At 71.0% G+C, this 13,607-nt stretch carries 15 protein-coding genes; 4 read left to right on the top strand and 11 right to left on the bottom strand.

The window, feature by feature from the left end; genetic code table 11:
* Positions 1-11 precede the first annotated feature (11 nt).
* The 3 genes from Q0994_RS31750 to Q0994_RS31755 all read right to left on the bottom strand — a co-directional run bounded on the left by Q0994_RS31750 (position 12) and on the right by Q0994_RS31755 (position 2,253).
* Positions 12-230, bottom strand: coding sequence for a hypothetical protein (locus Q0994_RS31750; protein WP_299541742.1), 219 nt, complete (start codon positions 228-230; stop codon positions 12-14).
* Between the two features lie 855 nt (positions 231-1,085).
* The gene (locus Q0994_RS34220) at positions 1,086-1,973 is read right to left on the bottom strand and encodes a helix-turn-helix transcriptional regulator (protein ID WP_363325593.1); all 888 of its coding nucleotides are present in this window, start codon (positions 1,971-1,973) and stop codon (positions 1,086-1,088) included.
* A 10-nt stretch (positions 1,974-1,983) separates the two neighbouring features.
* Positions 1,984-2,253, bottom strand: coding sequence for a hypothetical protein (locus Q0994_RS31755; RefSeq protein WP_299541744.1), 270 nt, complete (start codon positions 2,251-2,253; stop codon positions 1,984-1,986).
* Between the two features lie 794 nt (positions 2,254-3,047).
* On the opposite strand from Q0994_RS31755, the gene Q0994_RS31760 reads away from it, so the two are divergent.
* Together Q0994_RS31760 and Q0994_RS31765 are read left to right on the top strand one after the other, a co-directional pair.
* On the top strand, positions 3,048-4,196 hold the full coding sequence (locus Q0994_RS31760; protein ID WP_299541746.1) for a ParA family protein: 1,149 nt from the start codon (positions 3,048-3,050) through the stop codon (positions 4,194-4,196).
* A 35-nt stretch (positions 4,197-4,231) separates the two neighbouring features.
* Complete coding sequence (locus tag Q0994_RS31765) at positions 4,232-5,170, top strand: ParB/RepB/Spo0J family partition protein (RefSeq protein ID WP_299541749.1); 939 nt, start codon at positions 4,232-4,234, stop codon at positions 5,168-5,170.
* 104 nt (positions 5,171-5,274) lie between these two features.
* Here Q0994_RS31765 and Q0994_RS31770 read toward each other — a convergent pair whose 3' ends face one another.
* A complete protein-coding gene (locus Q0994_RS31770) occupies positions 5,275-6,627 on the bottom strand; it encodes a hypothetical protein (RefSeq protein ID WP_299541751.1) in 1,353 nt (450 codons plus the stop codon).
* 208 nt (positions 6,628-6,835) lie between these two features.
* Between Q0994_RS31770 and Q0994_RS31775 the strand changes: the two genes are divergently transcribed.
* Positions 6,836-6,961: a hypothetical protein gene (locus Q0994_RS31775; RefSeq protein ID WP_299541753.1), complete on the top strand. Its 126-nt coding sequence runs from the start codon at positions 6,836-6,838 to the stop codon at positions 6,959-6,961.
* Positions 6,962-7,181: 220 nt separating this feature from the next.
* Here Q0994_RS31775 and Q0994_RS31780 read toward each other — a convergent pair whose 3' ends face one another.
* The 6 genes from Q0994_RS31780 to Q0994_RS31805 form a co-directional block, all read right to left on the bottom strand.
* Complete coding sequence (locus tag Q0994_RS31780; RefSeq protein WP_299541755.1) at positions 7,182-8,102, bottom strand: hypothetical protein; 921 nt, start codon at positions 8,100-8,102, stop codon at positions 7,182-7,184.
* Positions 8,103-8,165: 63 nt separating this feature from the next.
* Positions 8,166-8,390, bottom strand: coding sequence for a hypothetical protein (locus Q0994_RS31785; RefSeq protein ID WP_299541757.1), 225 nt, complete (start codon positions 8,388-8,390; stop codon positions 8,166-8,168).
* Positions 8,387-9,046 carry a GGDEF domain-containing protein gene (locus tag Q0994_RS31790; RefSeq protein WP_299541759.1) on the bottom strand — a complete coding sequence of 220 codons (660 nt, stop codon included), beginning with the start codon at positions 9,044-9,046 and terminating at the stop codon, positions 8,387-8,389. Before Q0994_RS31790 ends, Q0994_RS31785 begins: the two co-directional genes overlap by 4 nt.
* Positions 9,047-9,219: 173 nt before the next feature.
* Entirely contained in the window at positions 9,220-9,645 is a 426-nt protein-coding gene (locus tag Q0994_RS31795) for an NUDIX hydrolase (RefSeq protein WP_299541761.1), read from the bottom strand.
* A gap of 159 nt (positions 9,646-9,804) precedes the next feature.
* Complete coding sequence (locus tag Q0994_RS31800) at positions 9,805-10,269, bottom strand: RRQRL motif-containing zinc-binding protein (protein ID WP_299541763.1); 465 nt, start codon at positions 10,267-10,269, stop codon at positions 9,805-9,807.
* A gap of 287 nt (positions 10,270-10,556) precedes the next feature.
* A complete protein-coding gene (locus tag Q0994_RS31805) occupies positions 10,557-11,090 on the bottom strand; it encodes a hypothetical protein (RefSeq protein WP_299541765.1) in 534 nt (177 codons plus the stop codon).
* A 188-nt stretch (positions 11,091-11,278) separates the two neighbouring features.
* Between Q0994_RS31805 and Q0994_RS31810 the strand changes: the two genes are divergently transcribed.
* The gene (locus Q0994_RS31810) at positions 11,279-11,443 is read left to right on the top strand and encodes a hypothetical protein (protein WP_299541767.1); all 165 of its coding nucleotides are present in this window, start codon (positions 11,279-11,281) and stop codon (positions 11,441-11,443) included.
* A gap of 52 nt (positions 11,444-11,495) precedes the next feature.
* Here the strand turns inward: Q0994_RS31810 and Q0994_RS31815 are convergent, their stop codons facing one another.
* On the bottom strand, positions 11,496-13,607 hold the full coding sequence (locus tag Q0994_RS31815) for a chromosome segregation protein ParM (RefSeq protein ID WP_299541768.1): 2,112 nt from the start codon (positions 13,605-13,607) through the stop codon (positions 11,496-11,498).

Genomic DNA, 13,607 nt, shown 5'->3' on the forward strand with positions numbered 1-13,607 from the left:
GGGGGGCGTGATCACGGGGCGCAGTCCTCCTTGTCCGGAACGGCCGCGACGCGGTGTCCGGAGGAAGGCTCGGTGTGCGACCGGCTCGGAGGGGCGATCTGCTGTGCGACGACGGCGAGGGCGGGAGCGAGGGCGGCCACGGCATCCTCACGTCCGAGCGTCGCCATCACCACACTCCATCCCATGATCGTCGCGGTGGCCGCGAGCAGAGCGACCTGCTTCCCTTGCATCTCGTGAACTCCTGTCGACCGATTACCTGACGCCCCATCCGGAAACGCCTTGGAAACCTCCTCGTGGAACGGTGTGCCGTCCGGTCCCCGGGGAGGTCAATCAGCATGGCCACATGATGAGTTGTTACGCCACGTGATCACTGATTCACGGAACAATGAGAGCCCCGCCGGAGCGCCGGGCGTACGCCGGAGCAGGGGCGTTTCCGGCGTATCGCACATTGGCCACGCCTGCGGGTAGAAGTTCCGGGTTTTCCTTGCAAAGCCGGCCCCGGACCCCACCAATGGTTTCAGGGCACCTCGTGTGTCGGCCTTCCCATCCGGAAGGGCCCGCTCTTGTGCCGAGCAGTTCTAGAGCGGGCAGGACCGCTCTCGCCCGGCCTGCCTTGAAGGCCGGGCGAGAGCGGAACCGTGTTCCCCACAGCAAACCGGCGCGATCACTAGTGGGCGCGGGGAAAGGGTGAACCGGAGCGGACCCGAAATTTCCTGGACCTGCGCGCCGGGCCATCGTGGCACTCCCCACTGACAGTGCCGCTACGGACGCCAAAACCCTGGTCTGCTCCTCGGCTGCCGGCCGCCCAAGGGGCTGCCACCGTGTGCCAGGCCGTCGGCGTCTGTGCACTTCGCCAGCAGCAAGCTGATGGGTGGTGCCCGACCGCCGCCGTCGCCGCGCGTCGCCGACCGTCCAGCCCTACCGGCGCAGGAACGGGCGAACGGTCCAACGCGCGCCCGCGGAAGCGGCGGACGCCGTTATGCACCAACCCATCGCGTCAGTGAGCTGCTTGGTCCCGTTCGAACCACGGGACCAACCAACCACGGTGGAGAACCTGCTGCGATAACTGTGGCGGGCCGTTCGTGTCAGAAGAGAACGCTCGGATCCTCGACGGGCTTGCCCTCCACTCCCGTGAGCGCATGTGGCGTCGGCTGACTGGACATGGTCGCCTTCCCTCGGAGGACAGCGAGGCGAAGGCTCAGCTCCCCCACGCGCTCCGTCTCACGGGGAAACATCGGTTCTGGAGGCCGAGTGCGTTGGCGGGGCGCCATCGGGCGTTGGTACCGGGCCCTTCGGATCCGAAGTGGGGGGTCTTCGTACGACGGGTCGTACGAGATCCGGGGACGGGGCTGGCTCGCAGGGGCGAACCACGCCTCGCCCAGGCCGGCGTCTTCCTGCTTCTCGAAGCGCCAAGCCCGGCTCCAGGCCTCTTCCCAGTCCTTCCATCGAGACACGGGAATCTCGCAGGCCCGCAGGAACGCCAGGAACTGTTCCAAGCTGTGCGGCACCGTCTGCCGGGTCACGATGCGATGCGCGGAACTACGGGGGAGAGCCCCGAACTGACCAGCACGCTGCTCCATGATCCGAAGCGGGGGAGCACATGCTTCCTCGTACATCCATTGCAGGGCTGCACTGAGGTCTGCGAAGTCGCGCACCAGCCGAGCAGGCGGCACGGGTCGCCGGTCGCGGCCTGCCCCGGCAGCGGAACGGACGTGCTGGCGCCTTGCTACCTGCCACAGCCTGCGGGCTTCCGCTGGCGACGCGTCGCATCCTCGCGCGTACGCCAGCACGGCCACGAGTCTGGGGACCGAGTTGCCGGACGCTACCCGTTGAAGGGTCGTCGCGTGCATCCCCGCCCGATCAGCGAGTTCACGGTATGTCAGACCAGCGCGGGCGCGTTGGTTGCGCAACCACTGGGCGAGGTCGCGCAGCGCCGCGCTGGCCGTGTCGATCTCCTTCTCGGACCGACCCATGGTGACTCCGTCATGCGGTCGTCAGGGCGGCCTTGAGCACCGTCCTGACGACACGGAGAGAGAGACGGGTGCTGAGCGCGATGATGGCTCCGGCAACGAGACCGGAACCCGCGATCAGCAGAAGGACATCGACGACAGGCACGCCGGCGAACCTGACGAGTCCGACGGTGACTCCGATGATGACGATGATCACGATGGCCTCGGCCCCATTGAGACGGCGGGCACTGGCGGGTGTTCCGTGCTCGACGCAGGAACTGGCGGAGGGAGGGTGCTTAGGCATGGGGGACTTCCTGACCGTTACGTACGGCGCCCGGGTTACCGGACGCCGCACTGGCTCCATCTGGCTCCGCACCACGGGACAGTTGCCGCCGTCCCCAGCGTGGTGCGCGTGGTGAAGATGGTGGCACCCCGAAATCGACTGCCTGTGCCGTTCTTGCGCTACTGGCGGGTATTGATGCGTGGCTGTCCCCCTGGCCGTGTCACCCAGATCGACATGTTCGCTGCTCCGAAAGAGTGAGAGCCTGGATGGCTCACCTTGCTGAACTGCGGTTTGTCTGGGGGGAGATATCGCTGTCCGTGAGCGGTGCTAGAGCGAATTGATGCGTGACTGCCCCAATCTTCCTTGCACCGCGTACGTGGGGCTGTCACGATCCGGGCCGTACGGACGCCGTACGACCCTGATGGCTACTGGCTCCATCCATTGATCAACAGGGACATTCGAGTCCCGCGTTGCCGCGCGGGCTCACCTAAGGCCGACGCCGCCCTCCCGCGGCGCCGGCCTTTCGTACGCAAGGGCGCTTTACGGCCGCCCAGTTGCCCAGGACGGTCATGCCCTGGTGTGGCGTGCCAGCGACCCGTCGTCGGCACCGCCACACCGGTACGAACTGGTGAGCGCGGACAGCGCGACTGGAGGGGCATGCCGAGAGCGCAGCCCAGTTCACCCCGCTGAAGTAGAGGCCTGGGGTTCGGCGCCGTCGGGCGAGGGCTCCCACCGCACTTGCATACGGGTGCCGCCGGGCGAGTCGTCAGGCAGATGCATCGCAGAGGGAGTGTGACCTAGTAATGTTCGGCCTCATGAGCATTCCAACCCCGAGGGGAGAGCGAGAGAAGCTAATTACCGCTCTCACCCCCCAGCTGCGCAGACACCTCAAGATCCGTGCTTTCGAGCACGGAATGGACATCCAGGACGCGACCGAGCACGCCATCAACGCCTGGTACTCGGCTGACAACCTGCCGGAGATCAAGACTGACGGAGCGAAGACCTGGGGCACCTTCCTGCCCGTCGGGGGCCCGGACCGGTTCAAGGCCGCCTGCTCGGAACGCGGCGTCACCTACGTCCAGGGCCTGGCGCAGGCGCTGACGCTGTGGCTCGACAACCATCCTTCCCCCAGCAGCCCTTTGGTGGCTCAGCCGGTGGTGCGGGTGATAGTGGCGAACCAGAAGGGCGGCGTGGGCAAGACGTTCATCTCGTCCGGGATCGCGCAGGCACTCGCGGAGGCCGGCCACCGGGTTCTGATCGTGGACTACGACCCCCAGGGGCACCTCACCGCGGAGCTCGGTTTCGAGGACGTCATGTACGAGGACGACGTCGAAACCCTCCTCATGCACATGGACGGCACCGCGAAGGGTCACATCGGCGAGCTCCTGGTCGCCCTGGACCAGGAGCGGTTCGGTGAGCGGCTGCATCTCCTGCCGGCGTCCGACGACGCGTTCCTCCGGGATGTCGCGCTGTCGAAGGTGTCGTTCAGCGAGGCGGCGTTGGAGCGGGCGCTGGAGCCGCTGGAGGCGGACTACGACGTCATCATCATCGACGGTCCGCCCAGTCTCGGCCTGAACATGGACACGGCCTTGTACTACGTGCGCCGGCGTGAGGGCGAACTCGCCGACCGGTCGGGGGTCATCACCCCGGTGTGGGCGAACAAGGCGTCGCACCGGGCCTTCCGGTTGCTGAAGAGCCAGAAGGAGGATCTCTGCCGCAAGGGCCGGATCCAGGTGGACTACCTCGGTCTCGTCGTCAACGCCTACGACAGTCGGCGCGGCAAGCTCGTCCAGGAGAACAAGGACCAGTGGGAGCTGAGCAGCTCCCCCGGTGTCCTGGCCGTGATCGGTGACCTCAAGGAGGGGCGCGAGGCGGCCGACGGCGAGATCCCGTTGCTGGAGTACGCACCCAACAGTGAACACGCGCAAGCGATGCGCGACCTCGCGAAGGAGCTCGCCGTATGACTCCCCCTCAGCCGCGGGTCACCCGCGGATTCAGCATGGACGAGGACGGTCACGAGTCCGGGAAGCCCGCTCCTCGCCGGGTCCGGACGCGCCAGCAGATCATCAACGGTGAGGGCAAGCGGCCGCCGGCTTCCGTTCCTCTTGCGGAGCTTGCGCACAATCCGTTCAACCCGCGTGATGAGCTCACCGACATCGCTGAGACCGCGGACTCGTTGAAGGAGCGGGGTCAGCTCCAGCCCGTCGCGGTCGTCCGGCGGGCGGCGTTCCTGGCTGTTCACCCCGGCCGGGACGGTGAGATCGGTGAGGCCGAGTACGTGGTCATCGACGGCAATCGGCGTCTGGCGGCCGCCAGTGCCGCGGGACTGCCGGAGCTCCGGATCGATGTCAACGACGACCTGGCTGCGAGCGCGGAGGATCTGCTCGAGAGCGCGTTGATCGCGAACGTGCACCGGGTCGACGTCCCGCCGCTGGATCAGGCGAAGGCCATCCAGGAGCTGCTCGGCAAGCACGGGAGCCAGGAGAAGGTGGCCAAGCGGCTCGGGAAGTCCGGGGCGTGGGTGTCGCAGCGGCTGGCACTGCTCGGGCTGTCCGAGGACTTGCAGGAGAAGGTCGAGGCCGGCGAGCTCAAGGTCAAGGACGGGCGCCGGATCGGCCGGCTCCCTGCAGAGCAGCAGCAGAGCGAGGCCGCCGCAGCCCTTAACCGGGTTAAGGCCCCCCGCAAGGCCAGGATCAAGAGCGTTGCTGGTTCGGGGGAAGAGCCGGCGGCGTCCCCGATCCCTCCGCAGAATTCCGGAACGGCCGCACCTGTGGTGCCGACCCCGGAGAGCGTTAACCCGGTTAAGGGCGAGCACGAGACCGCTGCCGTCCCGGCGCTTCCCTGGGGGGACCCCGGGTGGTTCGACACCCAGCTGCGGGCGCACATGTCGCCCGAGCATCGGGAGGAACTGGTGCTGCTGCTCATGGCCGACGGCTGACGGCCATGCCCTTAACCCGGTTAAGGGGTAGCACGTGGAAGGCCTCGCCAGGATGGTGAGGCCTTCGGCGTTGAGAAGAACTGGTGCTGCGGCCCTTAACCCGGTTAAGGGCGCGAGGGTCCGTGGCGGCCGTCGCGCACGGCGGCGCACGTCGACCGGAGCTCCTCCAGCAGCTCTGGGTAGTGCTCGCCGTACGTGTTCACCGCGTGCCACACCGCTTCCAGCGCCGCCTTGAGCGGGTCGGGCTCGGTGGCGGCGAGCACGGCGGGAAGAGCGAAGTGCGGCTGTGAGATCCGCTCGGGGCCGCGCGGAGTGCCGGAGGCGTGCACCGCCGCCACGCCGTGCCCCACACCCCCGGTCGGTATCGGCCTGTCGCCGGCGGGCACCGTCGGTACGAACGCACCCAACGCCCGGCCGAGGCCCCGCCGCCTCCGCCCGTTGTCCCCCGACTCCGCGGCCGGGAGCCACGTCCACCCAGCCGCCGCCTGGGGCGTCAGTGGACGGTATGGCGGCCGCTCAGGAGGTACCGCCATGAGCACCGACCGCCTCGAGACCTGCGGATCGGAGCGCAGGGTCTCCCACATCCGGTCCGGGTCATCGAACGGCGGCGGCAGCGGACGTCTCTCCGTCAACGCGGTGAGCGCCTGGGTGACCCACGAAACGCCGATCAGGCCCGCCGCCTCGCAGGCCCGCCGGGCGGCCAACGATGCCACCGCGCGCTGGACCTCGGAACCCGCAGTATCAAGCGCGTGCACCAGACCGCTGTCAAAGCGGAGCAGACCGCGGACATTGCCGCCGACGCCGCGCAGCCCCTCGCTTGGCAGCCGACCGCCCCACTCCCATCGCTCGTGGTGCAGCCGCCGCTCCTCGGCGGCCCGTTCCTCCGCCTCACGGGCCAGGCGTTCGGTCTCGGCGCGCTGCTCCGGGGTGGGCGGTGGTGGAAGTTCGCGCGCGTGACGGTGCCAGTAGGCGGCGATCTGTGAGGTCTGGCGGACCACGCGGTCCGCGCGGGGCGGCGCGGGCCAGAACTGCAGGAGGTAGCTTTCCACCTGTGGCTCCCCCGGCACCCTGGTGTCGAGCTTCCGCCCCTCGTCCATCCCCTGCGCGCAGTACCGCACCCGGTAATCGGTTCGGGCGAGATCCAGATCCCACGCGGCCTCGCCCGCCCACTGCACCAGCCTGGTGCGCTCCGACACAGGGCGGAAGGACACCTCGACCACGTCCTCCCAGACCGGGTCCAACAGAGGATCCTCGCCGTGGACCTCCACGACGAAACCGACGCTGCCCGTGTGCAGCCCGGTGACCAGAAAGAGCGCACCCGGGACCGCCGCCCCGCACAGCCCTCCACTCTGGCCGGCGAACGCCTCGGAGAGGCCTGGGTTCGCCTCGTCCGGGTCGCTCTCCACGTAGATCTGACCGTAGTGAACGTGCACCTCGCCCGTGACCGGCCTACGCACGGCACCCCTCCCCTTACAGCGGGCGGCCTCGAAACCCTCGGTTAGACGGGCCGTCACACGCCCCGCATCATGCCGCAGGCCACTGACAACCGGTCCACGACAAGACGGACTTGGCCGCAGAAGCTGCCTGTCTTCCTGTCGATAGGGGCCCGGGGCCTGAGGGGCGAGAAGCACCGCGAACACCACGGCGAAGACGGTTCCCGACGTCATGACCGTCGTCCCCACGGATGCGCTCTGGGACGAGGTGCTGAGAACCGAGACGGCCGGGAGCGCCAGCGAACGCCACCGGTACCGGCACCCGGAGCGAGCGCTCGACCGAGACGCACTGGCCTGAGGTCGTTGACTCCCCGCGCTGCTCGCGCACAAGGAAAAGGCCCCGGCGCCCGCCGTTGAAGGCGGGAGCCGGGGCCCTTTCCTCTGCGGATCCGGGGTGGGGAACACGGGTGCCGTCGCTTGTGGCAGGGTGGCGACGCCCGGGACGGGTGGCTGGTGTGTGGCACCGGTGACGGAACACCCGCCCCGGGTTCCCATGTGAGGAGTCGAGCTTTCGGCTGTCAGGCTGCCGAGGTGAGGGCTTCACTCTGGCTGAGGACGTAGCAGCGGAGGTCGATGTCAGCGGGGAGGGCGGGCGTCTCGTTGCCCAGGGCGAGTGCGCCGACCGCGACGGTGAACGTCCTCGTCACCGCGTCGCTGCCCTTCTTCGTCTGAGGGCTCTGAAACAGGAGGTACCGGGCCGTCAGGTAGCTCTCGGGGGTCAGGCCGGGGTCGGCCAGCAGGCCAAGAGCGGCCGTGTGGACCGCCGCGCTGTCGCGGGGGTCCGGGGTGGCGGTGTAAACGGGGTTGCCGCCGGTCTCCATGCGGGAGGCGTCGATGCCCCGGGCGGCGACCCGGGCGGTCAGCTCGCGGGCGATGCCTTGGGCGGTGCGTCCGCGGATGATGCGGATGCCGGGGGAGTGCCGGCCGTTCGGCAGGGTCAGCCAGGTCGTGAGGATGTCTCCTTCGACGGCCTCGTCTTCGAACCGCTGCTGGGCGAGGCGGCCGTAGCGGAGCATGGCCTCGTAGGCGGGGGTGGGGAGGCCGCCGGTGTAGGTGCGGGAGACGGGTTCCCACTGCGCGCCGTCGCGGAGCCGGCCGACGCGGCCGAGCCTGTCGTAGTTGGTGTTCCCGGGGCGGATCGGCATACGGAACCGGGACGGGTCGTAGGCGATGCTCTGCCCGAGACGGCCGCCCGCCTCCACCGCCAAGATGTACCGCCAGTTCACCAGCTCGGTGTGGACGGTGCGAAGCGCGGTGATCCGGTCGGTGCGGGTCGTGGCGGCGGCCCAGAGGCTGGCGAGCCGGTCGCGGGCGGTGGTGGCGGCCTCGGCCTGCCGGTCGGCGAAGGCTCGGACCTGCGCCTGCCGGCCGGGGTCCGCGGTGCGCAGGGCGAGCGGGCTGGTGGGGAAGTCTTCACGGGTGATCAGCAAGGTGGGCATGGCTCTCCTCTTGCGGGGCTGCGCCCCGTGGGTCGATGGCGGCAAGAGCAGTTCGGTGGGTGCTCAGGCGTGGTCGTCGCCGTGCGTGCGGCGCCGCGGCTGGGTGTCGGACACGAAGCGCATCTCGCCGGGGTGGCGGGCGTTCCAGTCTTCGGCGCAGACCTTGTGGACCGGTTCCCCGGCGTGGGAGCGCAGGGGTGTGGGTTTGTGGCAGAGGGTGCAGGGGGCGTCGCGGCGGAAGTGGAGGCCGGTGCGCCAGTCGAGCAGCGGCTGCTCGGCCGGGTTCATCGGCGGGGTGTGGTGCGGGCTGCGGTGCCGGGGCGGCCTTGGCGGCGGCCGTTGACGCTCGGCACGTCGGCGTGGCCGGGGTGGGCCTGGACGATGATTCCCTGGTGCTTGCCCTCGTACATCGCCGCGTCCGCGGCCCTCATCAAGACCGGCAGCTCGCTGGTGGCGACGGCGTGCGGGGTGGCCGCGCCGGCGGAGACCGTCAGGGGCAGCAGGCCGTCGCCGTAGGGGACGGGCCGGTTCATGAGGCGGGCGAGGTGCTCCAGGCGCAGCTTGTGGTGCCGGGGCTCGATGCGGGCCAGGGCGGCGAACTCGTCGCCTCCGAGGCGGCCGGCGAGTCCGCGGTGCCCGGCCCACTCGGTGAGACGGGCACCGATCGCGGCGAGCGCCGTGTCCCCCGCCGCGTGCCCGAACCGGTCGTTGAGCTGCTTGAAGTGGTCGGCGTCCGCGAGGACCAGAAGCAGCCCATCAGGGTGGCGCTCCAGGAGTTGCTGGGCGCGGTCGGTGAACGCTTCGCGGCGCCAGCATCCGGTGAGGGGGTCGCGCTGCGCCTGGGTGAGGCGGCGGCGCAGGACGGTGGTGTGGAGGGTCCACCCGGCCAGTGGGACGGCCAGGGCGGTGAGGTGGAGGGTCTTCGGTAACGCGGTGGTGGGCATACTGATGGTGTCCTTCGTCTCGTCTTCACCACGGGCAGGGACAGCCCGGGCCCGCCGGTGCAAGGCGGGCCCGGGCATTCATGCGTTCAGGGCCGGATCGGCGCGCGAACGCCGGAGCGCCGCGCCCCTCCTGGAGGGTGCGGTGCTCCGGCGTCTCGCGGTGGTACGTCGGCTCAGAGGGCCTGGGTGTGGGCCTTGGTGAGGATGTCGGCGTGGTCGAACGCCAGCCGGTCCGGCAGGTTGGCCAGGGGCCACCAGCGGGCGGTGCGGGCGTCGTCCCCCGCGGTGACCGGGGTGCCGGCGGGGACGACGGCCGTGTAGGCGACGGTGACGTACCGGCCGCGCGGGTCGCGGTCCGGGGCGTCCCACACACCGATCTGGACCAGGTCGTCGGCGAGGACGTGCACGCCGGTCTCTTCGGCCAGCTCGCGGGCGGCCGCGGCGCGGCTGGTCTCGCCGGGGTCGACGTGGCCGCCGGGCAGGGCCCAGGCGCCCTCGTACGGCGGCCAGTCACGCTCGATCAGCAGCACTTGGCCGTCGGGGGTCAGGGCTACCACGTCGGCGGTGTAGCGGATCGTCTCGGGCTTGGTGTCGGTCATGGCGACCTTTCGGTTGTGACTGGGGCTGGGCGGGGGTGGTTACGCGAGCGCAGTGGTGGTCACGGGTGCTCCCCCGGGTGTGGCCGGGCTGTCCGGCTCCCCGTCACCACCCGCCCCTCCGACGTGCGGGGCGGGTGGATCAGGCAGCCGTCAGTCCGGTCAGGCGGCGCGCGGCACTGCGGTGTCGGGCTCCGGGGCGATGTAGCTGTGCGGGTCGGCGGGGGTGCCGTCGTGGCACTCCAGGCACGACCCGATCGTGCGCAGCGGCAGGCAGTGGTGGTAGCGGCGGCGGCAGGCCGGGCACGTGCTGCGGCGGGCCATGGCCCGGTCCAGGGCGAGCTCCTTGGCGAGGGTCATGGGCCGGACGGGCAGGGCGAGGTCGATCCGGTAGAGGTAGGCCAGGCGGGTGCAGGGGCGGGCGGGCTTGGTCAGGCAGGCGCGGCAGCGGAGCTGGGCGACGGGGTCCTGGCCGCCGGGGCGCAGGCCGAGCGCGCGCAGTTGGCGGCGGGTGGCCAGCCCGGCCGGGGAGGCCTGCCAGTCGAACGTTTCGATCGTCGCCGTCGGCGTCTTCGCGTACGGGTCGACGTCGACCAGCGCCATGGTCGGGCGGGTCGCCGTGCTCATGCCGCGTCCCGGGTGCCGGGGAGGCGGCGGTGGGGCGGGAGCGGGTGGCGGGGGCCGGGGAGGATCGGCCGGGGGCGGTCGGTGTGCTTGGAGGGGCGCGGGGCAGGAACCATGACGATCACTCCTCTGAGCAGAACGAGCAGGGGTGAGGGAGGGGCGCGCCAGGACCTGGGGAGGTCGAGGCGCGCCCCTCTTCTCTGTGTGCGGGGTGGGGTAGGCCGGGCGGCCTGTCCCGCGCCCGACCCCGTGAGGGTTCGGGTGCGGGGCAGGTGGTCCGGAGGCTGGGGTCAGAGGCCGCGGGCGTCGGCGAGGCCGGCGGCCTGGTCGAGCATCCGCATCGGGATGCGGCCGGAGGCGAAGCCGTCGTTGAAGGACGGCACGGAGTCGATGTGGTCGCCGAACTGGCGGCGGATCGTCTCCATGAGCACGGTGACCGCGTCGGCTTCCAGGCCGCGGTCGCCGCGGGCCTCGATCCGGATGGCTCCGAGCATGCAGCGGGCGCCGTCCTCGTCGGCGAGGGCGCCGGAGCACCAGCCGCCGGTGAGCAGCCGGTGGTGGGCGCGCTGGAGGAGAGCGGCGACCGGCGTGGGGTACGGGGTCGAGGGCTGGAGGGTCGGGGTGAGCGGAACGGTGACGACGTCGCCCAGGCCGACCGGCTCGATGGGGATGTGGGCGGTGTTGACCTCGTAGGCGACGGCCGCCTCCTCCAGCCGGACGGTCATCGCCGCGGTGGCGAACGCGAGGCGTTCTTCGAGGGAGAGCACCGCCACCGGCACGGGGGCCGTGGTGGCCCGGGCGTGGGTGGGTGTGGTGGAGGGCATCGGGACTCCAGGCGGGACACGGCAACGGGTGCCACCGGGGCGAGGGCGTGGGCGGTACCCGTCGGGCAGGCACGCGGGTGTCAGGGGCCGCCGGGATGTGCGGTTCGCCCACGGGGAGGCGTTGCTGCCGTCACGCTCGTGGGGTGGGCGGCCTGTAGGCAGGCGGGTCTGACAGGAGGGGCGAGGGCGTGAACTTCTTATTCGTGTGCGGCTGGTGTGGCGAGGAGTGCGTGCTCTTCTGCCGGCGGGTGGGGTTCTGGGGGAACCGGTTCGAGGACCCCGAGGAGTTCGAGTGCTGGTGGTGCGGGGGGACGAGCACGACTCCCTACGGTCCGTGGACGCCCGCCGACTGATGCGCGGGGCCCGGCCGGTGTGGCCGGGCCCCGCGGTGGGTGGTGGGGGTGGTCAGACGCCGGTCAGGTTCCTGATGGCGTCCAGGGCTTGGCGGGGGGAGCTGACCGTGTCGCGGCGCGCGGCGGACTTCCCGCCGCCGCTGCGCTTGCCGCCGCCCTTCCACGAAGCGGCGTCGTCTCCGTCCTCGGGTTCGGGGCCGAACTCTCCGGGCCGGGGCGGCTCGGTCCAGTCGAACCACAGGTCCCGTGCTTCGAGTTCGCGGATCTCGTACTCGGTCAGGGTCGTGACGGTGTCGGGGAAGAAGCCGTTGATACCGGCCTTGAAGTCCATGAACAGGGTGCGCAAGACGTCCGGCTGGGTGCCCTCGATGATCCATCCGGCGCCCCCGGTGTTGGAGTCCGCCGGGGGTTCGGGCTCGCCGGCCATCACCCGCTCGATCCGGCCCGCCTCGGCTGGGGAGAAGCTGCGGGGGAGGGGGTCGGGGATGTGTTCGGACGGGATGCCGAGGGCCTTGAACATGTCGCCGACCTTCTTCGGCGCGACCTTCAGCACGACGGGGATGCAGTTCTCGCGCAAGTTCTCGCAGAGCAGCTGCGTGAACCCGTCCTGGACGTAGACGGACTGGCCGGCGACTTTGAGGCCGACCCCGTACTTGCGGCCCTTGACCGACACCAGCTCGGCCAGGTCCATGATCTCCGCCCCGTAGTCGCCGTTGCGGGCGGCGGAGAGGAACTCGTCCAGGTAGACGGACAGCATCCGGTAGGGGCAGCCCGGCAGCTTCGGGTCCCACTCGTGGACCCGGCCGTCGTCCCACACCATCTCGCCGCGGATCTCCATCAGCGCGACCATGACGCGCAGGAGCCGGATCATGTAGAGCGCGCCAACGCCGTAGCGGGCGGTGTGCTCGCCCAGGGCGGCGGTCTTCTCGTCCGGGGCCTCGGTGGCGAGCATGACCACGGCCCCGAACAGGGCGTCGGCGGCGACGTGCAGGCCCATCAGCTGGGTCTTGCCGCCGCCGGACGGGGCGACGAACAGGCCGTGCGCGGCGCCCCGGTCGGTGTAGACCCTGTTCCTGGCGGGCTGGCCGTTGCCGAGGTAGCCGGTCACCCACCGGCCGTCCTTGTCCGGCGTCAGCAGCTCCCTGGTGGCGGGGAAGACCTGCGCCAGCGGGCTGGAGTCCCACAGGGAGACCAGGACCTGGGTGCCGTCGACGGTGACGAACAGCCGGCCCTCGTCGTACTTGGTCTTCAGCGCGGCGGCCAGCGTGTGCTGGTTGACGCGCGGTTCGCCCAGTTCGTCGGGGACCTGGGCGATGTAGTGGGTCACCTTCCGCTCTCCGTCGCGGACCTTCTTCACGAACTGCGAGCCGGGCACCGGTCCGGTGTCGGCGCCGATCCGGTCGGCCCACCACTCGCGGGTGGTGGGGGCCTTGCGGCGACGCTCGGTCATGTCCGGGGTGACGTGGACTTCCCGCCAGCCGGGGCCGCCCTCGCGCCCGTACTGCCGGGCCACCTCCTCGATCCGCACGTCCGTGACATCGACCCCGAACGCGGCCGCGACCGACTCCGGGGTGAGCCCGGAGATCGGCCGTCCGGCCTCGGAGGCCCGCACCAGCAGAGTCAGGTCGTTGGGCATGCCCGCGTGCGGGGTGGCCGTGACGACGATGGTGCGGCCGGGCAGGCCGCGGGCCTCCCACAGCCACCGGACCTGGCGGGTGAACGGGTCGGCGCCGTCGTCCGGCTGCACCGGGGACGGCGCCGGGGCGGGGGCGGGGGCGGGCTGCAGCTGCGGTGCGGGGGTGGCGAGGGCGGGGCGGTGGTGGCGGCGGGTGTGGCGGGTGAAGGGCATCACCACCAGGCCGGCCGCGGCCCACCCGGCGGCGAGGATGCCGTCCAGGCACCACGGGCCCCAGCCGATCGTGTGCCTCGCCGTGATGTCGACGGCGGCCGCGAGCACCAGCGGCGACCAGCGCATGATCTTGCGCCCGGCGCCCGGCTCGTTGTTCTTGGCGGCGAGGACCCAGCCGCCGACACCGGCCGCGCCGGCGAGCTGCACGACCGTGGTGACGGGGCTGTCGGCGAAGAGGTTCGGGGCCGCGGCGAGGACCGGGGCGGACAGGGTGTAGAGGGTGCGCTCCAGGGCGACGCTGCGCGGCACGGACAC

This window comes from uncultured Streptomyces sp., assembly GCF_947488945.1.
GTDB lineage: Bacteria > Actinomycetota > Actinomycetes > Streptomycetales > Streptomycetaceae > Streptomyces.

What these genes read in the sequence shown, in the direction of transcription:
- Q0994_RS31750 (WP_299541742.1), bottom strand. Translation starts at nt 230, where the DNA reads ATGCAAGGGAAGCAGGTCGCTCTGCTCGCGGCCACCGCGACGATCATG.
- Q0994_RS34220 (WP_363325593.1), bottom strand. Translation starts at nt 1,973, where the DNA reads ATGGGTCGGTCCGAGAAGGAGATCGACACGGCCAGCGCGGCGCTGCGC.
- Q0994_RS31755 (WP_299541744.1), bottom strand. Translation starts at nt 2,253, where the DNA reads ATGCCTAAGCACCCTCCCTCCGCCAGTTCCTGCGTCGAGCACGGAACA.
- Q0994_RS31760 (WP_299541746.1), top strand. Translation starts at nt 3,048, where the DNA reads ATGAGCATTCCAACCCCGAGGGGAGAGCGAGAGAAGCTAATTACCGCT.
- Q0994_RS31765 (WP_299541749.1), top strand. Translation starts at nt 4,232, where the DNA reads ATGGACGAGGACGGTCACGAGTCCGGGAAGCCCGCTCCTCGCCGGGTC.
- Q0994_RS31775 (WP_299541753.1), top strand. Translation starts at nt 6,836, where the DNA reads ATGACCGTCGTCCCCACGGATGCGCTCTGGGACGAGGTGCTGAGAACC.
- Q0994_RS31780 (WP_299541755.1), bottom strand. Translation starts at nt 8,102, where the DNA reads ATGCCCACCTTGCTGATCACCCGTGAAGACTTCCCCACCAGCCCGCTC.
- Q0994_RS31785 (WP_299541757.1), bottom strand. Translation starts at nt 8,390, where the DNA reads ATGAACCCGGCCGAGCAGCCGCTGCTCGACTGGCGCACCGGCCTCCAC.
- Q0994_RS31790 (WP_299541759.1), bottom strand. Translation starts at nt 9,046, where the DNA reads ATGCCCACCACCGCGTTACCGAAGACCCTCCACCTCACCGCCCTGGCC.
- Q0994_RS31795 (WP_299541761.1), bottom strand. Translation starts at nt 9,645, where the DNA reads ATGACCGACACCAAGCCCGAGACGATCCGCTACACCGCCGACGTGGTA.
- Q0994_RS31800 (WP_299541763.1), bottom strand. Translation starts at nt 10,269, where the DNA reads ATGAGCACGGCGACCCGCCCGACCATGGCGCTGGTCGACGTCGACCCG.
- Q0994_RS31805 (WP_299541765.1), bottom strand. Translation starts at nt 11,090, where the DNA reads ATGCCCTCCACCACACCCACCCACGCCCGGGCCACCACGGCCCCCGTG.